At 60.8% G+C, this 23,078-nt stretch carries 23 protein-coding genes; 15 read left to right on the plus strand and 8 right to left on the minus strand.

Going from position 1 to position 23,078, the window contains the following annotated elements:
- The first annotated feature begins 17 nt into the window (after positions 1-17).
- The 8 genes from AC3ZVB_RS20130 to feaR all read left to right on the plus strand — a co-directional run bounded on the left by AC3ZVB_RS20130 (position 18) and on the right by feaR (position 6,731).
- On the plus strand, positions 18-389 hold the full coding sequence (locus AC3ZVB_RS20130; protein WP_162441144.1) for a hypothetical protein: 372 nt from the start codon (positions 18-20) through the stop codon (positions 387-389).
- A 3-nt stretch (positions 390-392) separates the two neighbouring features.
- On the plus strand, positions 393-863 hold the full coding sequence (locus AC3ZVB_RS20135; protein ID WP_490147541.1) for a nuclear transport factor 2 family protein: 471 nt from the start codon (positions 393-395) through the stop codon (positions 861-863).
- The gene (locus AC3ZVB_RS20140) at positions 860-2,005 is read left to right on the plus strand and encodes an amidase (protein WP_490147542.1); all 1,146 of its coding nucleotides are present in this window, start codon (positions 860-862) and stop codon (positions 2,003-2,005) included. Before AC3ZVB_RS20135 ends, AC3ZVB_RS20140 begins: the two co-directional genes overlap by 4 nt.
- A 23-nt stretch (positions 2,006-2,028) precedes the next feature.
- The gene (locus AC3ZVB_RS20145) at positions 2,029-3,312 is read left to right on the plus strand and encodes an aromatic ring-hydroxylating oxygenase subunit alpha (protein WP_194693460.1); all 1,284 of its coding nucleotides are present in this window, start codon (positions 2,029-2,031) and stop codon (positions 3,310-3,312) included.
- Positions 3,309-3,809 (plus strand): aromatic-ring-hydroxylating dioxygenase subunit beta, encoded by a 501-nt coding sequence (locus AC3ZVB_RS20150; protein WP_194693459.1) that lies wholly within the window; start codon positions 3,309-3,311, stop codon positions 3,807-3,809. Before AC3ZVB_RS20145 ends, AC3ZVB_RS20150 begins: the two co-directional genes overlap by 4 nt.
- Positions 3,810-3,819: 10 nt before the next feature.
- Positions 3,820-4,560, plus strand: a complete 741-nt coding sequence (locus tag AC3ZVB_RS20155; protein ID WP_490147543.1) for an SDR family NAD(P)-dependent oxidoreductase — start codon at positions 3,820-3,822, stop codon at positions 4,558-4,560.
- A gap of 148 nt (positions 4,561-4,708) precedes the next feature.
- Entirely contained in the window at positions 4,709-5,659 is a 951-nt protein-coding gene (locus tag AC3ZVB_RS20160) for a PDR/VanB family oxidoreductase (protein ID WP_490147544.1), read from the plus strand.
- Between the two features lie 151 nt (positions 5,660-5,810).
- Positions 5,811-6,731 carry a transcriptional regulator FeaR gene (gene feaR, locus AC3ZVB_RS20165; RefSeq protein WP_490147545.1) on the plus strand — a complete coding sequence of 307 codons (921 nt, stop codon included), beginning with the start codon at positions 5,811-5,813 and terminating at the stop codon, positions 6,729-6,731.
- Positions 6,732-6,927: 196 nt separating this feature from the next.
- Here feaR and AC3ZVB_RS20170 read toward each other — a convergent pair whose 3' ends face one another.
- Positions 6,928-7,557, minus strand: coding sequence for a response regulator transcription factor (locus tag AC3ZVB_RS20170; RefSeq protein WP_162440369.1), 630 nt, complete (start codon positions 7,555-7,557; stop codon positions 6,928-6,930).
- Between the two features lie 259 nt (positions 7,558-7,816).
- Here AC3ZVB_RS20170 and hpaC point away from each other — a divergent pair, with 259 nt between their 5' ends.
- Positions 7,817-8,329: a 4-hydroxyphenylacetate 3-monooxygenase, reductase component gene (hpaC, locus tag AC3ZVB_RS20175; RefSeq protein WP_162440370.1), complete on the plus strand. Its 513-nt coding sequence runs from the start codon at positions 7,817-7,819 to the stop codon at positions 8,327-8,329.
- Positions 8,330-8,938: 609 nt separating this feature from the next.
- Entirely contained in the window at positions 8,939-9,253 is a 315-nt protein-coding gene (locus tag AC3ZVB_RS20180; RefSeq protein WP_490147546.1) for a DUF6124 family protein, read from the plus strand.
- 257 nt (positions 9,254-9,510) lie between these two features.
- On the opposite strand, the gene AC3ZVB_RS20185 is transcribed toward AC3ZVB_RS20180, so the two are convergent.
- Positions 9,511-10,833: an alginate export family protein gene (locus tag AC3ZVB_RS20185; protein ID WP_490147547.1), complete on the minus strand. Its 1,323-nt coding sequence runs from the start codon at positions 10,831-10,833 to the stop codon at positions 9,511-9,513.
- Between the two features lie 281 nt (positions 10,834-11,114).
- Here AC3ZVB_RS20185 and AC3ZVB_RS20190 point away from each other — a divergent pair, with 281 nt between their 5' ends.
- From AC3ZVB_RS20190 to AC3ZVB_RS20205, 4 genes are all read left to right on the plus strand, one after another.
- Entirely contained in the window at positions 11,115-11,504 is a 390-nt protein-coding gene (locus AC3ZVB_RS20190; protein WP_162440373.1) for a c-type cytochrome, read from the plus strand.
- Positions 11,505-11,551: 47 nt separating this feature from the next.
- The gene (locus tag AC3ZVB_RS20195; RefSeq protein WP_490147548.1) at positions 11,552-13,042 is read left to right on the plus strand and encodes an aldehyde dehydrogenase family protein; all 1,491 of its coding nucleotides are present in this window, start codon (positions 11,552-11,554) and stop codon (positions 13,040-13,042) included.
- A 278-nt stretch (positions 13,043-13,320) separates the two neighbouring features.
- On the plus strand, positions 13,321-14,472 hold the full coding sequence (locus tag AC3ZVB_RS20200; RefSeq protein ID WP_490147549.1) for an alkaline phosphatase family protein: 1,152 nt from the start codon (positions 13,321-13,323) through the stop codon (positions 14,470-14,472).
- Between the two features lie 265 nt (positions 14,473-14,737).
- The gene (locus tag AC3ZVB_RS20205) at positions 14,738-14,959 is read left to right on the plus strand and encodes a hypothetical protein (RefSeq protein ID WP_194693447.1); all 222 of its coding nucleotides are present in this window, start codon (positions 14,738-14,740) and stop codon (positions 14,957-14,959) included.
- A 13-nt stretch (positions 14,960-14,972) separates the two neighbouring features.
- On the opposite strand, the gene AC3ZVB_RS20210 is transcribed toward AC3ZVB_RS20205, so the two are convergent.
- The 6 genes from AC3ZVB_RS20210 to AC3ZVB_RS20235 form a co-directional block, all read right to left on the minus strand.
- Positions 14,973-15,350 carry a RidA family protein gene (locus AC3ZVB_RS20210; protein WP_490147550.1) on the minus strand — a complete coding sequence of 126 codons (378 nt, stop codon included), beginning with the start codon at positions 15,348-15,350 and terminating at the stop codon, positions 14,973-14,975.
- Between the two features lie 34 nt (positions 15,351-15,384).
- Positions 15,385-16,086, minus strand: a complete 702-nt coding sequence (locus tag AC3ZVB_RS20215; protein WP_490147551.1) for a DUF3726 domain-containing protein — start codon at positions 16,084-16,086, stop codon at positions 15,385-15,387.
- The gene (locus AC3ZVB_RS20220) at positions 16,086-17,792 is read right to left on the minus strand and encodes a hypothetical protein (protein WP_490147552.1); all 1,707 of its coding nucleotides are present in this window, start codon (positions 17,790-17,792) and stop codon (positions 16,086-16,088) included. Before AC3ZVB_RS20220 ends, AC3ZVB_RS20215 begins: the two co-directional genes overlap by 1 nt.
- A gap of 26 nt (positions 17,793-17,818) precedes the next feature.
- Positions 17,819-19,372 (minus strand): BCCT family transporter, encoded by a 1,554-nt coding sequence (locus AC3ZVB_RS20225; RefSeq protein ID WP_162440380.1) that lies wholly within the window; start codon positions 19,370-19,372, stop codon positions 17,819-17,821.
- Between the two features lie 106 nt (positions 19,373-19,478).
- Positions 19,479-20,465 carry a dipeptidase gene (locus tag AC3ZVB_RS20230; protein WP_490147553.1) on the minus strand — a complete coding sequence of 329 codons (987 nt, stop codon included), beginning with the start codon at positions 20,463-20,465 and terminating at the stop codon, positions 19,479-19,481.
- A 13-nt stretch (positions 20,466-20,478) separates the two neighbouring features.
- Positions 20,479-21,921 carry an aldehyde dehydrogenase family protein gene (locus AC3ZVB_RS20235; protein WP_490147554.1) on the minus strand — a complete coding sequence of 481 codons (1,443 nt, stop codon included), beginning with the start codon at positions 21,919-21,921 and terminating at the stop codon, positions 20,479-20,481.
- 92 nt (positions 21,922-22,013) lie between these two features.
- On the opposite strand from AC3ZVB_RS20235, the gene AC3ZVB_RS20240 reads away from it, so the two are divergent.
- Positions 22,014-22,895, plus strand: coding sequence for a LysR family transcriptional regulator (locus AC3ZVB_RS20240; protein WP_490147555.1), 882 nt, complete (start codon positions 22,014-22,016; stop codon positions 22,893-22,895).
- Positions 22,896-23,078: the final 183 nt, after the last annotated feature.

Here is a 23,078-nt window from a genome sequence, read left to right on the forward strand (position 1 = left end):
TTCAAGGATAAACACCCATGTCCCAGACCACCCAAGAACCGTTGCGCGTCGTTTTTTGCATCGGCATCACCCAGAATTTTTTTGACCTGCCGACCGGCGAAGGCCTGAGCGTGTGGAAAGGCTTCAGTCAGATGATGGGCGATCTCGGCGCCATGCCGGGCATCACCGTGCTCGGCGCCATGGACGATGACCGCCTGATGGTGGGTCCGTCCACGACGTCGCCCTGGACCGTCTACATCATGGCCGACGTCGACTGCCACCAAACGGTGATCGACGCCTGCAACCTGTTCCGCACCACGCCGGTGAACGAGTACAGCCTGTGGCGCTATGCCAAGGTTGAAGCACGCATCGGACGCCCATTGACCATCCCTGAAGCAGCCCGGGTCTGAGCCATGAACGAGGCCTTGCTGCAGCGTCTTGAGACGCTCGAAGGGGAAAGCCAGGTGCGCCGTTTGATGGCGCGCTACATGGACCTGTGCGATGTGCCGAGGGCCGTGACCCAGGTTCATGAACTGGCGCAATTGTTCACCGTCGACGCGATCTGGGAAGGCGTCGGCAGCCAGACTGCACAGACCTTCGGCCAACACCGGGGGCGCGACGCCGTGGCCGCGTTTGTCGGGGGTTACCTGCCACCGTCGGATCATTTCCGGCTGAACCTGCATTACCTCACCAGCGAGTCGATTGTGGTCGACGGCAGCGGGGCGCAAGGGCAGTGGATCATGCAGCAGATCTCCACCTATGCCGATGGTCGCAACGCGTTGTTCGGCACGCGCTTGAACATCGATTTTCGTCGCGTCGACGGTGTCTGGCTGATTGCGCATTTCCGCACGCAACGCCTGTTCAATACGGAGCTGGGCGCATGAGCATCTTTATCAGCGAATTCCTCCTCGGTGGCAGCGGCAAGCGCGTCGCCATCAAGGATTCCATCGACATTGCCGGCCACGCCACCCAATCCGGCAGCCGGGCCTTTGCCCACGCGTTGCCGGCCCTGCGCAACGCCGCGGTGGTCGACTCGATCCTCGCGGCGGGTTGGCAAATCGTCGGCAAGACTAACCTGCACGAACTGGCGTTTGGCGTCACCGGCATCAACGACTTGACCGGCACACCGATCAATCCGCAGGCGCCGGACCGGGTGCCGGGCGGTTCGTCCAGCGGTTCGGCTGCCGCTGTTGCCGCGGGGTTGGCGGACATCGCCATCGGCACCGACACCGGCGGTTCGGTACGGGTGCCAGCGGCCTGTTGCGGCATTGCCGGGCTGAAACCGACCTACGGCCGCGTCAGCCGCCTGGGTGCACATCCGGCCGCCTCCAGCCTCGATTGCGTGGGGCCTTTTGCGGCCAGCATGGATGACCTGATCGCGGCAATGGAAGTGATTTGCCCTGGTTTCCAGGCTCAGGGTTTGCCGTCGAGCAACGCCTCGGTGGGCTTTCTCGACGTGGCCTGCGATGCGCAGGTGCGAGCGTGCCTCGTCGCAGCCGCCGACCGTGCCGGCTGGCGCCGCAGCAGCCTGCAATTGAGTGAATTCGAAGCAGCGTTTGCCGCCGGCCTGACAGTGATCAATGTTGAAAACTGGGCCGCGTTCGGCCACCTCACCGGCCAGGGCCTGATCGGGGCGGATGTCGAGATGCGCCTGTTGGCCGCCAGCCGCACCAGCGCTGCCGAACTGGCTGCAGCCGTGCAGGTCCGCACGCGCTTCAGCCAGCAGGTGGATGCCGCGCTGGAGCAATTTGAAGTGTTGCTGTTGCCGACGATGCCCAGCCTGCCCCCCACGCTGATCGAAGCCCGTAGCGCAAGCAAAGCCGTGGCCGGCATGACCCCGCTGGTTCGACCTTTCAACCTCAGTGGCCATCCGGCGCTGACGGTGCCGGTGGAACTCGATGGCGGCGGGTTGAAAGTCGGCCTGCAAATCGTCGGTCGAAAAGGTCAGGACGAACGGGTCTGCGCCTTCGGTGCGCAGCTGCAACAAAGCATGGCCGGCGAACGTCCAGCCTCCCAAAAATCATAAAAACAAGCCATGAGGAGAACCACATGAGCACTCATGAATATCGGCTGATCGCCTCGTCGAAAAGCCCGGATGACCTGGTCCAGCATGACCGCGTCGACGTCTCGCTGTACAACGATCCCGCGCTGTTCGAGGCCGAGCTGGAGAAGATTTTCTACCGCACCTGGGTGTGGGTTGCCCACGAAAGCGAAGTGCGTAACAGCGGCGACTTCAAGACCGCGACCATCGGCCGTCGTCCGGTGATTGTGGTACGCGACAAGAAGAACACCATCAATGTGCTGGAAAACCGTTGCCGCCACCGTGGCGCCACCGTGTGCGAAAAGCACAAAGGCAATGCCACCGGTTTCACTTGCCCGTACCACAGCTGGTCCTATGGCCTGGACGGCAAGCTGCGTGCGCTGCCGTATCCGGATGGCTATGAAGGCATTCTGGAAAAGTCCGAGCTGCCACTGACCAGCCTGCGCGTGGAAAGCTACGCCGGCATGGTGTTCGCCAGTTACAACGACGAGATCGAACCGCTGGAAGATTTCCTGGGCGGTGCCAAACACTGGATGGACCTGTTCATGAAGCAGGGCGCCGGTTACCCGATCAAGACCCAGGGCGAACACAAGTTCAGCTTCAAGGGCAACTGGAAGATCCAGCTGGAAAACACCACCGACGGTTACCACTTCCCGATCGTGCACAAGTCGTTCATGTCGTCGGTGGATGAAGAAACCTCGGAAATGCTCTCGTTCATGACCGATGAACAAGCGGTGACCCATTCTCTGGGCAACGGTCACAGCGTGATGGTGATGGTGCCGGAGCACGTCGATCTGGATCACGACGACGGTACCGAACAGTTGCAGGAACGTTTCGCCCACGTCACCGAAGAGCTGTCGAAGACCATGCCGGCGGATCAGGTGCGGCGCATCGTGCGTTCGTTGCACGGCGCGGGTTTCAACCTGAACCTGTTCCCGAACGTGGCGATGTCGATGTCGTTCTTCCGCGTGCTGCGTCCGGTGTCGGTCACTGAAACCGAGATCCGTCACGTGGCCCTCGGCATGGACGGCGGCCCGGAAATCGCCAACCGCGAGCGCATGCGCATTCACGAACACTTCCAGGGCCCGTTTGGCTTCGGCAGCCCCGACGATGCCGAAGCCTGGGATCGCGTGCAGCGCGGCTCGTATGCCGGCGTCGACGCGCCAATCCTGGTCAACCGCGGCCTGAACCGCGAAATCACGGCTGAAAATGGCGACAAGGTCAGCCACGCCACCGACGAGGGCGGCATGCGCGGTGCCTACGACATGTGGAAAAGGATGATGAGCCAATGAGCAATCACGACACCCTGAACGGTTTTTCCGGCCCGCTGGCCCAGGCCATCGAATTCATCTGGCGCGAAGCCGAACTGCTCGACCGCAAGCACTACGCCGAGTGGGCGACCTTGTGGAGCGAGAGCGGCCTGTACATCGTGCCGATCGACCCGGAGACCGAAGACTTCGAGGCGAACCTCAACTACGCCTACGACGATGCGCGCATGCGTGACCTGCGCATCGAGCGCCTGACCGCCGGTTACTCGCCGTCGGCCGTGGACGCGGCGAAAACCATTCGCAGTGTCTCGCGCTTCCGTCTTGTGGAAGCGGCGGGCGACCTTGTCGAGGTCAACTCGGCGCAGCTGCTGTACGCCTACAAGCGCGGCGTGCACACGCCGTTCGTGGCGGACCTGAACCATCGCATCCGCTTCACCCATGGTGTGCCGACCCTGGAACGCAAAGTCGTGCGGCTGATCAATTCCACCGACAGCCTGAGCGCGCTCGGCTTCCTTCTGTGAGGGCACCATCATGAGTCGAGTAGCCCTCGTAACGGGTGCTTCACGCGGACTGGGCGAGTGCATCGCCCGGCGTCTGCACGCGGCAGGTTATCGCGTCGGTCTGGCCGATGTGCGCCTCGACGGCGTGCAGCGTCTGGCTGCCGAACTGGATAGCAGCGGCGCGAGTGCCGTCGCCATCGAACTGGATGTGCGCAACAAGGCCGATTTCGTCCGGGCGCGTGACCTGCTCACCGAGCGTTGGGGCGGTACGGACATCCTGGTGAACAACGCCGGCGTATCGAAGGTGGCGGCGCTGATGGACATCACGCCCGAAGAGTTCGATGAGTCGATGGCGATCAACCTGCGCGGCACTTTCGTGGCGTGCCAGGTGTTCGGCGCGCATTTTGCCGAGCGTGGGTTTGGGCGCATCGTCAACATCGCCTCGCTGGCCGGGCAGAACGGCGGCACCGCCACCGGCGCGCATTACGCGGCAGCCAAGGGCGGTGTTGCGACGCTGACCAAGGTGTTTGCCCGTGAACTGGCGGCACACGGCGTGACGGTCAACAGCCTCTCGCCGGGTCCGCTGGATTTGCCGGTGGTGCGTGAAAGCGTGGCGCCTGAGCGTCTGGAACAGATTCTGAAAATGATCCCGGCAGGCACCCTCGGTGACCCTGGGTTCATCGCCGACGGCGTGTTGCTGTTGATCGCCGATAACGCTACCTCTGTCACGGGCGCGTGCTGGGACATCAATGGCGGGTTGTTCATGCGCTGATCTCCTGGCGGAAATCGAACCTGTAGGAGCTGCCGCAGGCTGCGATCTTTTGATCTTGTTTTTAAAGATCAAAATCAAAAGATCGCAGCCTTCGGCAGCTCCTACAGAGTGCAGTGTTAAACCAAAAGTAAGTATTTCAGGTGACTCAATGATGAAGGTGAAGATCGAAAGGATCGTCGACGAAGCGCTGGATATCCGTTCCTTTCGCCTCGTGCGCAGTGACGGCCAGCCGCTCGACACTTATGAACCGGGCGCCCATGTTGACCTGACCGGGCCGACCGGGGTGACGCGCCAGTATTCGCCGTGCAGCCCGCCGCAGGATCGCCGGGCGTACCTGGTGGCGGTCAAGAAAGAGGCACAATCGCGTGGTGGTTCGCTGGCGTTGCACGAAAACGTGCAAGAGGGCATGGAGCTGGAAATGGGCGCGCCGCGCAGCCTGTTTCATCTCGACCCGGGTGCCACCGAGCATGTGCTGTTCGCGGCCGGGATCGGTGTCACGCCGCTGTTGAGCATGGCCTATCGATTGACAGAAAGCGGTCAGCCTTATCGTCTGCATTATTTCGCTCGTTCACCGGAATACGCCGCGTTTACCGAGCTGTTGGCCAGTACGTTCGCCAATCATGTGCAGTTTCACTACGGCGTCGAACCGGCTGATCTGGACGCCGCGTTAAACGAGTGCCTGGACCAGGCGGGTAGCGCCGCCCACGTCTACACCTGCGGCCCGGCGCCGTTCATGAACAAAGTGGTGGAAGTGGCGGCTCGAAGCCGCGGCGATGACGCCATTCACCTCGAACACTTCGCCGCCGATCCGGCCGCCAATGCCGGCCCCAGCGGCGGTTTTGAAGTCGAACTCTCCAGTTCGGGCGTGGTGCTTCAGGTGCCCGCCAACACCAGCCTGGTCGATGTGCTGCAGGCCCATGGCTGCGACATTGATACCGAGTGTCGCGAAGGTATTTGCGGCACGTGCATCGTCGAGGTGCTGGACGGCGTACCCGAGCACCGCGACAACTGTTTGTCGAACAAAGAAAAGGCGTCCAACAAGCAGATCTGCGCCTGTGTTTCCCGCGCTGTTTCCGCTCGTCTGGTATTGGACCTGTAATTGCATTGAACACTGGCAAGCGTAAGCCTGAGCCGGAAGAATAGCGCTCCGGCGGCTGTCGAAGGAGGAGACAGCCAGGGATGACTATTTGCCGAACCGCTCGACGAAGCGGTCGAAAAATAACAATAAATACGCGTGAGGCTTTGCAGTGATGATGACTTCTTCGGCGGTTCGCAACGAGGCGTTCGAACATTGGTTAAGCCAGGTCAACCAGGCGTGTGGGCGCTTCGATGCCCGCGCGCTGGACACGGATTTCTACGGTGAACTGGCGGAGTTTCGCAGTGGTGCGATCAACCTCAGTGTCGTCGATATGGCGCACGTGCACCTGTATCGCACCAGCAAGGACGTCAGTGTCAGCAGCGATGGTCATTACTACGCGGTGTTCCAGATGCGCGGCAGTTCGCAGCTGGAGCAGGGCGGCAACCGCGCTCAGTTGGGGTGTGGCGACATCGCCCTGATCGACGCCTGCCGCCCGAGCGACATGACCTACAACGACGATTCCCGGCAGTTGTCGTTGATTCTGCCGCGCCAGGTGGTCGAGCGTAGCTCGCACCTCAAAGCGCTCAACTGCGCCACCCGTATCTCGGCCAGCACACCGCTGGCGGCGATGGCCAACAAGCTGGTACTGGAAACCCGGCAGCAGGAAGGCCTGGACATGCAGGAAAGCGAGGCGGTCCTCGATGCGCTGGTCAGCCTGTTGTTGCCGGGGATCAGTGCTCACGACAGTGGTGGGGACGCCCATGAACGGCAGTTCCGCAAGATCATCGCTTACATCGACGAACACATCAGCACCGAAGAACTGTGCCCCGAACTGATCGCGCGCGAGGTGGGAATATCGGTGCGCGGTTTGTACCGGATGTTCTCCAAGCGCGGCCTGGTGGTGGCGCAATACATCAAGCACCGCCGCCTGGATTTCTGCGCGGAAAACCTGCGCCGCTCCCGCGATGAACAGAAGCTGTCGGCGCTGTGTTACGCCTGGGGTTTTTCTGATTCCAGCTACTTCTCTTCAGCGTTCAAGTCACGCTTTGGCGTGTCACCCGGCGTGTATCGCAAGCGGTATAGCCAGAACTGACCACACATCCTCTGTAGGCGCTAGCCTGCTGGCGATGGCGGAGTGTCAGGCGGCATTGATTTTGGATGTGATGGCCTCATCGCTAGCAGGCTAGCTCCCACATTGGAATGGGGTAACACTGATTCTGTGTACATCCCCGATCTCTCGTGGGAGCTAGCCTGCTGGCGATGGCGGCGTCATGATCGCCGCCAATCACTTAGTGCCGCACAGGCTCATCAGCCGGCAGATGCAGCACTTCTCTCACCAGCATGGCGATGCTGGTCACGCCCATTTTTTCCTTGATTTTGGTCCGGTGTACATCAACGGTTTTCACGCTGATGTTCAGTTCCCGGGCGATGACTTTGCTGGCCTTGCCATCCACCACCAGCATCAATACTTCGCGTTCCCGGCTGGTCAGCAGCGCCAATTTGCCTTGCATGTGCTGGCGCTGCTGCTGATCGGCCTGGGCATGCACGGCGACCTTCAGCGCAGCCTGGATACGATCGATCATCTGCTGCGGGTTATAGGGCTTTTCGACGAAGTCCAGCGCGCCGTTCTTCATGGCGGTCACCGACATCGGAATATCGCCATGGGCGGACACGAAGATGGTCGGCAAGGTGCTGCCGCGCTGGTTGAGGATTTCCTGCAGTTGGAAGCCGCTGGTCTCGGGCATGCGCACGTCCAGCACGAGGCACGCGGGCTGTTTGGGATCGTATTGGCTGAGGAACTCTTCAGCGCCGGCAAAGCATTGCGCTTGCACGCTCACCGACTCCAGCAACCACGCCAGTGAGGTGCGCAGGTCTTTGTCGTCATCAACGATGTAAACAATCGGTTTGCGGTTTTCCATCAGGGACTGCCACGAGAATTTCTAATTATTGTTTTCGCACGCGAGCACGCTGCGGCGGACATCAGCTCTCATCGGAGCCAGTCTGCAGAATACCCACTGCGAAGGGCTGTGACGATAAAGAAACCACCTAGTCGACTAGCGGAAAGCCAACCTCGTCATGGGGATCGTCAGGATAGTTGTGCACGCCGGCGGGCTTTAGTCTTGTTCCATCACCTACGGGCCGCGAACGGGCGGTCCTCCTGAAGGAAGGGGCATCGACATGGCCGACCTGAGCCAGCAGCAAATCGACTTTCGCAACGCCATGGCGCAGTTGCCTGCCGCGGTGAACATCATCACCACCAACGGCCCCGGCGGACGCTGCGGCATCACCGCCAGCGCGGTGTGCTCGGTGACCGATTCGCCGCCGACCGTGTTGGTGTGCGTGAACCGTGGCAGCGCGACCCACGATGTATTTCGCGCGAACGGGCGCCTGTGCATCAACGTCCTGTGCGGCGAGCAGGAAGAGCTGGCCCGGCACTTTGCCGGGATGACTAAAGTGTCGATGGAGGAGCGGTTTACCTGGGATTTGTGGGACGGCGGTGAAACGGGTGTGCCGGTGCTGCGAGATGCGCTGGTGCAGCTGGAAGGGCGGATCAGCGAGTGCAAGGAAGTGGGGTCGCATTCAGTGATGTTTGTGGAATTGTCGAAGGTCGGCATGCGTGGGGAAGGGGATAGCCTGGTGTATTTCAATCGGCTGTTTCACCGATTGGAGCATGCGGCTGCGGCCTGCTGAATCCACGCCGATCCATGATTCAACGCCGCCACACCACCGCACCACCACCGAACCGCTCTATGTAGCAGCTGGCGAAGCCTGCGTTCGAGTGCGAAGCAGTCGCCAAACCAGACAACGCGGTGTTTCAGGTGAACCGCGTGCTCAGGTTTTACGACTGCTGCGCACTCGAACGCAGGCTTCGCCAGCTGCTACATAGAGCGGGTCGGCGGCGAGATGAATAGACGTTTCGTCGTGGGCAAAAGGGGGGTTTTGCAGTGCGTGTTTAATTGCGTTTAAGGATACGTCCTGAAAGCTACGCCAGCTTGCGTAACGACCTACGACTACGCCAGAATCCGCCGGCTTGTGCGCCTTGGACGCCCTCGGTAACTTGATTCGCGTCACTGCCATCAGTGATCGGGTTTCGCAGCCTGGGTCAACTCTAGATGCACAACGTCTACCGTCCGAGAGCAGATCATTTCCTGATCTGTTGTCAATGTCATGGCGGCTGTGCGTGGGAGGTCTTCGGGCCTGCCGGGTTCCTAGAGTCCTGGTCTGCGAACCCGCGTACAGTTGCCACCTTTTTTCGTTTCGCAGCGAATGTTGGCAGCTCCATTACTCTAGGAGTTCACCATGTTCAAAGTCACACCCAATCCGCCAGACACCGACCCAACCGTCAACCGCCCCTCAATCGCCGACATCAAAGCCACTCCTCGCACACTTCCCTCCATGTTCATCGTCAACCCCGAGCTGGACGTCGAAACCCTTCTGGCTCACGCCTGCGAATCGCTGGCCTCGGCCAATGTCATGGCCATCGACCTGGCCGATCATCTGGAAGGACCGAGCCGCAACTCCCTGCTCGGCATCGCGCAAGTCATCATGCTGGGGGAGCTGGCGGTGAACCGGGCGCTGGATCGATTCGAACCGCCCGCAGACTTGAATACCTGAACGCACCCTCACGGCACAAACCCTGTAGCAGCTGGCGAAGCTGCATCCTTGTGGTAAGGGGATTTATCCCCGTTGGGTTGCGAAGCAACCCCAATCAGGACGACCAGGTGAATCAAGCATTCTGCGTGCGCTGGTTTCGCGGCGACTACGTCGCCGAGCGGGGCGGTGCGACGTTCGCTAAATCCCCTCGCCACAAGGACGCAGCTTCGCCAGCTGCTACAGGGGGGCATAGTGCGCCACTGATATGAAGGGCTTGCTTAGAACGTCGTGGCGAAAATCACCTGGCTGTAGAGGTTCTTGTCGTTGTTGCCCAACTGCGTACCACCCTGATCGGCGCTCTTGTCCGGCTGGAACAGGCCGATCAGCGGCATCACGCTAAGATTTTCATTGACGTGCCATTCGGCGTACAGGTCGGCTTCGTGGCCATCGGCGTTACCCAGGTTGCGATCGATGGTGTCGAAGTTGAAATACATCGCACCCACCGTCAGGTTCTCCAGTGGCGAGACGCTGAACTTGACCTGCTGGATGCGTGCGTTGCTGTTGAACGGACCGGCATAGTTGCCCGCCACTTCACCCTGGAACCAGGTGCCGAAACCACGGCTGAAACCATAGAACAACGTGTCGTAGCCTTCCGAAAAACGGCTGTAGCGGTAGCTGACGTACGGCGACCAGGCCACGTCGGAAAAGGTCCAGCCGGCTTCCAGGTACCAGGCGTCCTCAGTGGACGTGTGAGGCTTGTCCTGTTTGGCGTATTCACCGGAGAGGAACAGGTCCTTGACGCCGGCGTTGCCGGTGGCACGCAGGCTGTAAGTCTTCATGCCGTCGCGTTCGAGTTGAATCGGCGAGGCGTACTGCTCGTCGACGTCGGTGGTGTCGATGTAGGTCAAACCGACGGTGCCGATGTCGGACACGTGTTCCAGTGTGCCAACGTACATTTCGGTCATGGCCTGGGCGCGGTTGTTGGATTTCAACCACATCAGGTCGCCACGCCAGCCTTCCTTGCCACCGATGCGCAACACGGCGGTCTCATCGAACGCTTTGCGCGCGGCCAGCCAGTAGGCGCCGCCACGGTTGAACTCGCCGTCGGCCAGCCCCTTGCCCATGTTCAACGCGTCGCCATCAATCAGGAAACCATCACCGACCACAATGTTCTGGCGGCCGAAGGACAGGTCGATACCGTCGTCCCCAAGGACCGGGAACAGGTCTTTCGAACGCCAGCCCAGGTAAGCGTCTTCGAATTTTGTGGTGCGTTCCGAACCATCGCTGAAACCCGCGGCATCGCCGTCGCCCCAGGTGCCGGAGCTGAGCAGGTTCGCGGCGCCATACGCGGTACCTGCGCCAGCCAGACCCTTGTCAAAACTCAAACCGTATTTGAGATAGCCCTCGCGCCATGACGATGAGCCCTCGTCGAGACGGCCCGACAGCGCATAGTTTTCCTGGCTGTGGAAAATGCCGAAAACCGCTTCCAGGGTGGCGTTCAGGTGGGTGTCGTCGTCGGCATACAGTTCATAGGCGCCGGCGTGACTGGCGCTGATCATCAGCGCGAGCGTCGAGAGGCGAAGCAAGGGGGACTTGAGCATCGTGTGGCATCCGTTCTTGTTCTTGAGCGCAGGGTTGCGGTCTCTTTCGATACTACGGCCGTGAACTTTTCCACCCTTTTGTGTGGTTGCCAAAGAGTTGGTTGTGCTTGCCAAAATGCCTGGTTTGGCAGCCCCGCCAATACGACTGGCACGCAGGGAAAATCCTGCGCATCGATGACCATCGACAATCCGTACCAACCCAGCCGATGCCTCCCGCACCGGCCTTATCAGTGTTGGTGTTCGTCGCCTGACGAGCACGCGGATTTCAAGGTCGTTTTCTTATGTTCACCTCGCTGCGATTGCCTCTTTTCGGTCTGCTTTCAATCACCCTGGCCAGCGCCGCGTTCGCCGCAGACTGCACGCCGGACCAGGGCCACGGCGCCCAGGTGTTCGCCAATGAATGCGCGGTCTGCCACTCGGTGACCCAGGGCGCGACGGGCATGATGGGGCCGAATCTGGCGGGTGTGGTCGGGCGCAAATCCGGTTCGCTGGCTGGCTTCAACTATTCCCAGGCCATGCGCAACAAAGACATCAACTGGCAAGCCGAGAACATCGCGCAACTCATCACCCAGCCCCAGGCATTCGTGCCGGGGACTTACATGCCTTACATGGGGCTGGCCTCGGCGGAAGACCGTCAGGCGGTCGTGTGTTTCCTCAAAGAACAACAGTAATCAGCCGGTTTTCCGGTTGAATCACTCGACTGAGTCAAAGGTGATTTATGAGCAACGTTGAAATTCTGCCGCAGGTCGCTGCATTCCTTGAGCGTCGTCATGGCTGCTTTATCGATGGCCAATGGGTGTTTGGCGAAGGGCAAAGCATCGCCGTGGTCAACCCGGCGACCGGACAAACTTTGTGCGAAACCCTCGATGCGCCGCTGGAAATCGTCGAGCACGCCGTGCAGTCCTCCCACAAGGCTTTCAAGTCCGGCGTCTGGTCGGGTTTGCGCCCGGCCGACCGCGAACGCATCCTGCTGAACTTCACCCGTCTGGTAGAAGAGCACGCCGAAGAACTGGCTCAGCTGGAAACCCTCAGCCAAGGCAAGTCGATCAACATGGCCCGTGCACTGGACCTGAATGCCACGGTCGAGTTCATGCGCTACATGTCCGGTTGGGCGACCAAGATCGAAGGGCAGACCTTTGACGTGTCGATTCCGCTGCCACCCGGCGCCAAGTTCACCGCCTTCACCAAACGTGAGCCGGTGGGTGTGGTGGTCGGGATCGTGCCGTGGAACTTCCCGCTGTTGATCGCCGCCTGGAAACTCATGCCGGCCCTGGCCACCGGTTGTACGGTGATTATCAAACCCGCGATGGAAACCCCGCTGACTGCCATGCGCCTGGCCGAACTGGCGCTGGAAGCAGGTATTCCAGCGGGCGTGTTCAACGTTGTGACCGGTGGCGGCGCCTCGGTGGGCGGCGTGCTGACGGCGCATCCGCTGGTGAGCAAAGTCTCTTTCACGGGCTCTACCGCCGTGGGCAAAAGTGTGGGGGTGGCATGCATGGCAAACATGACGCGCTTCGCCCTGGAGCTGGGCGGCAAGAATCCGATGATCGTGCTCGCCGATGCCGACATCGAAAAAGCCGTTCAGGGCGCGATCCTCGGCGGTCTGCTGAACAATGGCCAGGTCTGTGCGGCGGCTTCACGTTTTTACGTGCACCGTTCGATCCACGACCAGTTCGTCGAGGGCCTCGCGGCAGCGGTATCGGCCATGCCGATTGGCGCGGGCATGAATTGCGACGCGGCCATCAACCCGCTGGTGTCGCGCAAGCAGCAGCAAGGCGTGCTCAAACACATCGAACTGGCTCGACAGGAAGGTGCGCGGGTGGTGTCCGGGGGCGAGTTGATTGAAGGCGATGGCTTCTACGTGCAGCCGACCATCCTCGCCGACATCGACCACAGCATGACCGTGGCGCGGGAAGAAGTGTTCGGCCCGGTGTTGGGCGTGATGCCGTTCGACGATGAAGACGCTGTCATCGCCCTGGCCAACGATAACCGCTACGGCCTCGCGGCGAGCTTGTGGACCAACGACCTGAGCAAAGCGATGAACCTGGTACCGCGCATCGAAGCCGGTACCGTGTGGGTCAACGCCCACGTCCTGCTCGACCCGGCGATGCCCTTTGGCGGGGTCAAGCAATCCGGCATGGGCCGCGAGTTCGGCCGTGCGGTGATCGAGGCGTATACCGAGTTGAAATCGGTGTGTATTGCCCATTGATCTGGCTACCTGCGAGAGGCTGGTTTAGCGGCTGTGCATGAAGTTGTGGCGAGGCTAGTTCCCGTTGGGGCGTACGGCTCTGTGGGAGCAAAGCTTGCTCGCGATAACGTCGGAGCATTCAACAGGGAGGTGACCGACAATCTGCTATCGCGAGCAAGCTTTGCTCCTACAGAGCCGGGTGCAGAATGAACGCCTAGGCATCATCTCCCAAAACACTTAGTGTTCCTTTAGCGGGTGCATAAGCACCAAGGGCTGAGGTTCGTTAAGGGAGATCCATCATGCTTGCGCCAACAACGTCCGGCTTGGCTGTTTTGACTCAGTCAATTTTCAGTTCGCTCGGTGTCGGCGCCTATTCGGGAGGTTTTGCCTTGCCACCGTGTCGGCATGCGGTGGTGTGTCTAGTCGACGGACTGGGCGCTGACCTGCTGAGTCGTTATGCCCACCGGGCGCCGTATATCGGGTCGTTGTGGAACCGTGCACAAGGGAAGGTGCTGCGCTCGGGCTTTCCGTCGACCACGGCTGCAAGCCTGGCTTCGCTGGCCACGGGAATAGATAGCGGTGGCCATGGCATAGTCGGCGCGGCGTTCAATCTGGATGAGGGCCAGTTCAATCCGTTGTCCTGGCAACTCTGCGAACCGGGTACGGGTTTGCTCCGTGGGCCAGCTGGCGAGGATGACGTCGTGTTGGGCCGTTCGGCCTGGTTGGAGGGCGTGGCGAGCGGTGTGTCGATCAACGCGTTTTTGCCTGCTGCCATTGCGGATTCGTCTTACACACGAAGGGTGTTCAATGGCGCGGACGTGATTCCGGTTCGGGGTACTGACCATTTGATTGAGTGTTTTCGGTCACTTCCCGAGCGCACTCAACCGCAGATGTCGTATGTGTATTTCAGTGAGCTCGATCATGTCGGGCATTTGCAGGGGCCGGGATCGGAACCTTGGCAGGCCGCGCTTCAAGACATTGATCGGCGGATTCAGCGTTTGCGTGAGTGCCTTGATCAGGACACGGTACTCATCGTGACCGCGGACCATGGCATGACGACGCTGGATGAGGCCCGGGTGGTGGATTTTGATGTGAACCCCGACCTGCAGCGGGGCGTGTCCAGCGTTTGTGCGGATATTCGCGCGAGGCATGTTTATCTGGAAGCTTCCGCGGGGGCTGAAGTGTTGATGCGGTGGCGCGATGTGCTGGGGCCCCACTTCAGGGTGCATGCGCGAGAAGAAGCGGTTGCCCTCGGATTGTTCGGGGCGCAGGTGGCGGACTCGGCTTACAGGCGCATCGGCGATCTGGTGGTGATTGCGGGTCAGGGCGCAGGGTTGGTTCGATCCGTGCGGGAATCGTTTCAAACCTCCTGGATCGGGCACCATGGGGCGCTGACGGATGAAGAACAGGTTGTGCCATTGATCGTCACTAGTCCTGGCGGGCGGTTGTGACCTGACACGGCCCTATCGCGAGCAGGCTCGCTCCTACAGGGGATCTGTGTTGAACACAAATTCTGTGTCCTCTGCAGATCAAATGCAGGAGCGAGCCTGCTCGCGAAGCGGTGGTAAATTCAGCATTGATGCCCCTGGCACGGCGCTGTCGCAAGCAAACATTGAACCAACAGTTTCCGGGCACAAAAGGGCTGCCGTATGTCGGGATCAAGGAACCGCGTCGAGTGGCAAACGCCCAACCATTACTACTGTTGGGAGTCTGGCCATGAGTGACGATCGAAAGAAGCAAGCCCTGGAAGCCTGGTACCAACTCCTCAAAGAGCCTGGAATCCGCATGGACAGCGAGGAGCAGTATGACGAATTGCTTAAAGCCGCCGATGAGATGGAACGTGCCGGGCTCATTACCAGCAGCGAATGGCGCCGGTTGGTGCGTGAAGCAGGAACGGCGTTTGCGCAAGCGACCGAGGGCGTCGGCGGGGGCACCTGATCGCTGTACGTATTTACGTTTCTACGCAGGCGTACACCACCAACTCCACCAGCATCTCCTCCCTGGCCAGTCCCGCCACCACCACGGCAGCCCGGTTAGGGTAGGGTGCGTTGAAGTAGTCGGTGTACAGCGCATTCACCGTCGCCAGATAACTGCGGTCGGTGACGTAAATCAGCACCTGAGTCACCGCATCAAGCGAGCTGCCAGCGGCTTTAAGCGTATGACGCAGATTGTCCAGGGTCTGTCGGGTCTGGGCTTCGATGCCGCCCGTCACCACCTGGCCTTCACGGTCGATGGGGATTTGCGCGGTGTACAGCGTGCCGTTGCCGACGACGGCCCATTCCATCGGTGCGCGGGAGGCGAAGAGGTCGGTCTTGATCGCATATTTCATTGATGAATCCCTGAAGCGTTTTTAAAGAGTTTGATCAAGCGTCGCTGCTTTCACCGGCGCCCCGGCGCCGCGATTCTTCGGTGCTTTCCACCAGCACCCGTTCCCCCAGTTTTTTCAACATCCCCCATACCTCGTCATCCACCTCCAGACCGTCCGCGAGCGACTGGCTGTGTTTGCCAGCCAGGCTGAGGCGTGGCAGCAGGGTGAAGTGGCGTGATATCAGCACATTGATGCTCTGCTCATCGCTCATGGCCGGTTGCGGCAGCTCATGCACCCGCAGTGAAGGCTGGCTGTCGCCGGCACTGAATGTAGCGACCAGCTCCTGACGCGCATCCCGCCAGTACACGCAAAAATTCAGACCCTGATCGGCGCAGCGGGCTAGGTAGCCGAGCAGCAGGATGCGGTTATGGCAGTGATGAATACGGATAAACGCGCTGCCGCCACGCAAGGCTTTGCTCACACCCAGCTCGACGGCCTGGGCGGCGCAGCGCAACACACTCTGGCCGTGAGCATCGAGGGTCAGTTGCGCGGCGTCTTCGTAGCAGGTTTCGATCGGTCGATCGACCTCGTCGTGAAGGAAGGCGAGGGCTTTTTTCAGCGCGCCGATGCCGTCGAGCCCTTGTTGTTGCAGGCGGGCGATCATGTCGGCGGCGTCGTCGCAATCGCCCGGCGCAAAACCCAGCCCTTCGAACGCCTTGCGGCTGATCACCTGCACTTCGTTGAACGAAACACGCATCAGACTTCTCCGCTCAGTGTGGGCATGACGGCAAAATTCCAGTCATCGCTAAAAGGCTGGCCGATTTCACTCACTAAGGGGGCGCCCTGGAACAGGGTGATCCGTACCCAGCGGCTGGATTTCGGATCGAACTTGCCCGCGCCGAAGAACGCCAGCTTGCAGCGCAGCAGGTCAATCGGCAGCATGCTGCGGTCCATCAGGTTGGCGCGGATTTCCCCGTAGGCGCAGCGGGCCATGCCTTGCAAGCGGCAGACCGTGCCTTTGAAATGCGGTCGGGCCAGCAGAAAATGTGCGGTCTGCTGCTGCGGATGCTGCTCCATGTAGGCGAGCAGCGCAGCGTGGCAGCGCTGGATATTGTGCGCAATGCCCAGCTGCATTTCCTTTTCGGCGCCGGGCTCCATGGCGCGCTCGCCCAAGCGCGGCTCTTCTTTTTCCGCCGAGCGATACCAGAAAAAATGGTTGGCTTCGGGGTCGTTCAAGTCGAAATCCAACGCCCAGCGGTAGTGGTCTTCGATCAGTGCGCGCAGCTCGGCCAGGGGCATGTCGGCGTTGAGTCGAAAGCCTTCCTTGACGGCCATCTGTTCGGCCAGCGGGTCTACCTGTTCCGGGTACAACTCCAGCAGCAGGCTGACCAGCAATTCCTGACAGCCCTTGCTGGCATGGGTCTGGGCCCAGGCCTGGACACGCGGCCAGAGGTCGGCGCAGACCGGCTGACTGTCGAACCACTCGACCAGCAAATCCAGATCCGCCAGGGTGCGCTGATCGATCACGCTTTGGCGCTGATCGTCAGTGACGCTCTGCTGCACATGCCGGTGTGCCCGCTTCAGCAATGCCCGCATGCGCTGAACCTCGGGAAGATCGGCAGCTTGCTCCATGACCCGCGCCAAGGCGGTCTCTCTGGCCCATACCCATTGATTGACCAATTGCGGGTGATTAACCAGAAACGGCGCCATGCCCAGCCCGGTGGAGTTGCCCACCCCAAGATAACGCTGCAGGGCAACATCCAGCCCGACCGCCCGTTGCGGATTGCGCGCCCGTGCCATGTGTTCGATCTGCTCGATGCTGAAGTGCCTCAGCAAGTACACGGTGAACATCTGAGCGCTGAACGGTTGCGTGAAATCCGCAGTGCCTTGCAGGCAGCTGAAATCGGCGATACCGAACTTGCCGTTGCCGTACACGGCGGTGGTGCGATACAGGTAGCCCACTTCGGCGAGCTGTTGCGGCTGTGGCTGAACACCCTCGGCGAGGGCGCCGAGGAAACGGTCGAAGTTGCGCAGGCTGCGGTTGGCCCGGGACAGCACCAGCACGCGGGCATCAAACCGGCCGGCTTCCTGCAGCGGAACGTTGCGTCGCAAGTCCGCCAGTTGTTGCTCATCCACATCACCGGCGACCAGCACAAAACTGACGTCCCACTGATCAGCGATCACCCGGTCGCTGCGTTTTTCCGGCGGTAAATAGGCAGAGAAGATCACGCAATGGTAGTGCGCGTGAGGGGTGTCGATTCGATAGATCGCAGTGCCGAAGCCGTCGGCATCCAGGTCGAAACAGCTGCGCTGGATGCGCCATTGCTCGTTCATCATGCGGCGCATGCTGCTGCGCACGAAACTCAAGCGACTCTGGAAATGGCTGCCCAGCCGATCAAGGTCCATGACCTGATCGGCAGGGCGCAGGGCCGGCGGCGTGGCTTCGGAAGGGGAATACGACATCGTGGTGATTCCTGAACGATTCATGGTCAGACTGCCTGTTCACGGGCCATGTGCCGGGCGATCTTCAGCGCATCCCACAGGGACGGCAGGATCAGCAGCGACACCGGAACGGCGGTGATCACGATAAACGATTGCAGTGCGGTGACGCCGCCTGAACCGATGGTGATCAACACGACAGCGGCCAGGCCCATGCCAATCGCCCAGAACGCCCGCAGCCATTTTTTCGGTTTGTCATTGCTCGACATCGCCATCGCCACGGTGAACGCCATGGCATCACCGTTGGTGGCGACCGAGATAAAACTCAAGAACAGGAACAGCGCCGAGACCAGGCCGCCCAGGGGCAGGTTTTGCGTGACGCCCAGCAGCAGCGACTCGGGTTGCGCGCCGTTGGCGGTGACGATACCCGGTGTTTGCAGTTCCATGCCGATGCCGGTTCCGCCAACCACGGTGAACCAGAACATGGTGACGATGGGCGCGATGATCGACAGGGTCATGATGACCTCGCGGATCGTGCGGCCACGGGAGATCTTGGCCACGTAGAGCGCCACCATCGGCGCGTAGCCAATGAACCAGCCCCAGTAGAACACCGTCCACCAGTCGAGCCATTTCGGATCGGCGCGGAACAGCGTCATCGGGATGAATTGCTCCAGGTGCAAGGCGAACGCGGTGGGGAAGCCGCCGAGGATGAACGCGGTCGGACCGAACACCACCATGAAAATCGCCAGGCCGATCATCAGCCATACGTTGATTTCACTGACGAAACGGATGCCCTTGAGGCCTACCAGGCAGGACGTGGTGTACATCACCGTCACCAGAATGATGGTGATGGCCTGGGTGGTCAGGTCGTTCTGGATGCCCCAGACCGAGTGCAGCGCGCTGCTGATTTGCAGGCCCAAAAAGCCAATGGGCCCGATGGTGCCGGCGACCACGGCGATGATCGAGGTAGCGTCTGCCAGCGTACCGATCGGGCCTTTGAGTGCGCGTTCACCCAGCAGCGGGTAGAGCAGGGTGCGTGGCGCCAAGGGCAAGCCTTTGTCGTAATGCAGGTGCATCAGGACGATCGCCAGCAGGCTGCCCAATACCGCCCAGGCGAGAAAACCCCAGTGCACGAAAGATTGCGCCAGTGCGACATGCGCTGCGGCTTCGGTGTGCGGCTGCACCCCGACGAACAGTGGCGGCGGGCTGGCGAAGTGCATCATCGGTTCCGCGGCCGCCCAGAATGCACCGCCACCGGCGAGCAGCGCGCACATGATCACGGCGATCCAGTTGAAGGTGCTGGTGTCGGGTCGCTGGTCAATGCCACCCAGACGCACACGTCCGCACTTGCTGAAGCAGATGAACAGGCTGACAGCGAAGGTCAGCAGCATCAGGATTTGCCAGTACAGGCCGAAGAACTTCGTCGACCAGGCGAACAGTGTGTTCACCAGATTCGAGGTGCCTTCGATGTCGACCAGCGCGGCAATCAGGAAGGCGCCCAGGAACCCGCCACTGATCAGGAACAGCGGCCAGTCGATGTCTTTTTTCGGCGTTGCAAGGGCCAGCGGCTGGCCGTCGGCTTGCAGTGTGGTGGATGTTTTCATGATGCCTCCAAAATACGCGCTTGAGGCTGTGCATCGCCGGTCGGGGAGATGAACGGGAGGCTATTGTTTTTGTTGTTCATGGTGTCCTCACGGTGGATATCAGGGGTCAGACGATTGCAGAAGTGGCGGTTTCCAGCAGACGCAGCCAGTTGAGTCCCATGATGTTGCGCACATCGTCATCGGTGAATCCGCGCGCGCGCAGGCCCTGGGCGATCACCGGGAAATCCCGGCTGTCGCGGAACCATTGCAGCGGTGACGGCCAGTTGGCGTTGTCGGCCGATCCTTCGCCGTAGTCCTTGTCTTTGCTCCAGCGTCCATTGCGCATCCATTCCAGTACGCTCAGGGGTTGTTGCTGGCACAGGTCGGTGCCGATGCCTATGTGCTCGACGCCCATCAGGTCGGCGGTATTGGCGACCATGTCGCAGAACGACTCGAGGGTGCAGCCCGACGCGCCCTTGAGGTGGAACGGATAGGTACTGAAACCGAGCAGGCCGCCGGATTCGGCGATACCGCGCAACACCGCGTCGGATTTGTTGCGCTTGGCCGCGTGGAAACTCGACGGGTTGGCGTGGGACACAATGACCGGCCGGCTCGACAACTCGATCGCTTCCAGGGTGCTGCGCTCGGCGCTGTGGGACATGTCGATCAGCATGCCCACACGGTTCATTTCGCTGATCACCTGGCGGCCGAAGCGGCTGATGCCGTTGTCTTCAGCCTCGTAGCAGCCGCTGGCCAGCAAACTCTGGTTGTTGTAGGTGAGCTGCATCACCAGAACGCCCAACTGACGGAAGATCTCCACCAGGCTGATGTCGTCTTCGATGGGTGAGCAGTTCTGGAAGCCGAAGAAGATCCCGACGCGGCCCTCCTGGTGCGCCAGACGAATATCAGCCGCCTCGCGGACCGGACGGATCAGCTCGGGCCAGGTCTCGAAACGGCGGTTCCATTCACCCAGTCGCGAGAGTGTTTCCCGTGCGTTCTCGTGGTACGCGATGGTCGCGTGCACGGCGCTCAGGCCACCGGTCTGCATCTGGCGAAAGATGTCTTCGCTCCAGTTGGAATATTGCAGGCCATCGATCATCAATAAGTCGTGCATGGTGATCTCCGATTCAGGGACGCACGTATGTGGTCTTGACCACGGTGTAGAACTCGCGGGCGTACTGCCCTTGTTCACGCGGGCCGAAGCTCGAGTTTTTGCGACCGCCGAATGGCACGTGGTAATCAGTGCCGGCGGTGGGCAGGTTGACCATCACGCAGCCGGTGCGGGCACGGCGCTTGAAGTCACTGGCATGGCGCAGCGACTGGGTGATGATCCCCGCCGTCAGGCCGTACTCGGTGTCGTTTAGCGTGGCGAGGGCTTGTTCGTAGTCGCTGACCCGGATGACACAGGCAATCGGCCCGAAGACTTCTTCGCGGTTGATGCGCATGTCGTTGCGGCTGTTGATGAACAGCGCCGGGCGCATGTAGTGCCCGGCAGGTTCCAGTGCCAGCAACTCACCGCCTTCGACCAGCGTGGCGCCTTCGGCCTTGGCCAGTTCCAGGTACTGCAGGTTCTGCTCCAGCTGGCGGGCTTCCGCGACCGGGCCGATGTGCACGCCTTGTTCGAGGGCATGGCCGACTTTCAGTTGGCGCATACGTGCGGTCAGCGCCGCGACGAAGCGATCGTGAATCCCGTCGCAGACGATCAGGCGTGATGAGGCGGTGCACTTCTGACCGGTGCCGAAGAAGGCGCCGTTCAAGGCACATTCAACGGCAATTTCCAGGTCGGCGTCATCGAGCACGACCAAAGCGTTCTTGCTGCCCATTTCCAGCTGGCAGCGCACCAGGTTGGTGGCCGTGGCCACGGCGACGCGACGGCCGGTTTGCAGCGAGCCGGTGAACGTCAGCGCATCGATATCCGCTGACTGGATCAGGCTTTCACCCACGACACTGCCGCTGCCCATGACCAGATTGAACGTGCCCGCTGGCAGCGCCTGGCGGCTGATGATTTCGGTGAGTGCCCAGGCACTGGCCGGGACCAGGTTTGCCGGTTTGAACACCACCGCGTTACCGAAGGCCAGGGCCGGGGCGATCTTCCAGGCGGCGGTGGCCATGGGGAAGTTCCAGGGGGTGATGATGCCGACCACACCTATCGGTTCGCGCTGCACTTCAATGTCTATACCAGGGCGCACGGACGCGGCGGTCTCGCCCATCTGGCGAAGCACTTCGGCGGCGTAGTAATGGAAGAACTGGGCCGAGCGATTGACTTCGCCGATGCCCTCGGCGAGAGGTTTGCCTTCTTCCCGGGAGAGCAACTGGCCGAGCTCTTCCTTGCGTTCCATCAGCTCGTTGCCGATGGCCATCAGTACCTGTTGGCGCTGTTCCAGCCCGGTCGCTGCCCAGAGCGGCTGAGCGTCACGGGCGGCGGCGATGGCGTTATTGGTTTGTTCGGCGCTGGCTTGCTGGTATTCACCGATCAGGTCGGCGACGTCAGAAGGGCTGCGGTTGGCGATGACGCCCACACCTTCGCACCAGTCGCCAGCGATGTAGTTTTTATGAGTTTGCGTTGCCATGGGGAACCTCCGATTGCGTGGTTCCCATCTTGCGAGTATTAATCTGCAAATAAAAATTAATAATAGAAATGAAACGATAAGGAAAACTTACCATGCTGCCCGAGCTGAAAATCACCCAGCTTCGCTATTTCGTTCTCGTCGCGCAGCTCAAAAGTTTCCACGGCGCGGCTAAACAGGCCTATCGCACGCAGCCTGCATTGTCCCTGGCTGTTCGTGAACTGGAGCAGAAGCTGGGTCAGGCGCTGTTCGAGAAGGGCGGCAAGACCGAGTTGACGCCTTTTGGCAAGCATTGCTTGCCGCTGTTTCAGGACCTGCTCGCACACCACGATCGCATCGCCAGTGAGGTGAGCTTGCTGGCCCGGCACGAAATCGGCCAGGTCAGCATCGCTACCGTGCCTTCGGTGGCGAGCCGGTTATTGCCGCAACTGCTGGCGCGGTTTGTCAGCGAGCACCCGAAGATCCAGATCAGCATTCAAGACGGAAACGCGGACAGCGTGCAGCAACTGTTGTCCCAAGGGCAGGTGGATTTCGGCATCAGCAGTGTCTGGATGCCGGATGAGAACATTGAGTTTGTGCCGATCCTGAGCGATCAGGTGGGCGTGGTGTGTCGCAAGGATCACCCGCTGGTTGCCCAGGGTGGAGCGTTGCATTGGTCTCGCTTGCAAGACTACCCGCTGGTGCGCAACGGCACCTCGCGTTTGCTCGAAGGCACGCAAGCGGCAGGGTTGCTGGAGAGCAGTCTGTTGTTTGTCTCAAACATGATTTCGCTGATCGCGATGCTTGAGGAGGGGATCGGGATTACCACGTTGCCTTCGTTGGCGTTTCCGGTTGGCAATGAACAGCTGGTGTTCTTGCCGCTGGCGGAGCCGAAGGTCGAACGGCAGATCGGAATCCTGTGCCGCAAAGGCCGCAGCCTGTCGCCGGCGGCGGCGGAGTTGATGGCGTTTTTGCGGGGGAATATGCAGGTGAAATGAGAGAGGGTTGATAGCCTGCGGTGGCGTTGTATCAGCCGACATTGGTGCTGGATGACAGTCCGTCATCGCGAGCAGGCTCACTCCTACATGGGGATGTGTGGCCGTACACAAATTTTGAGCCCGCTGTAGTTCACTGTAGGAGCGAGCCTGCTCGCGATGAGGCCCGCACATCCGACATCACAG

The organism is Pseudomonas sp. MDV22-iso1 (assembly GCF_058145095.1).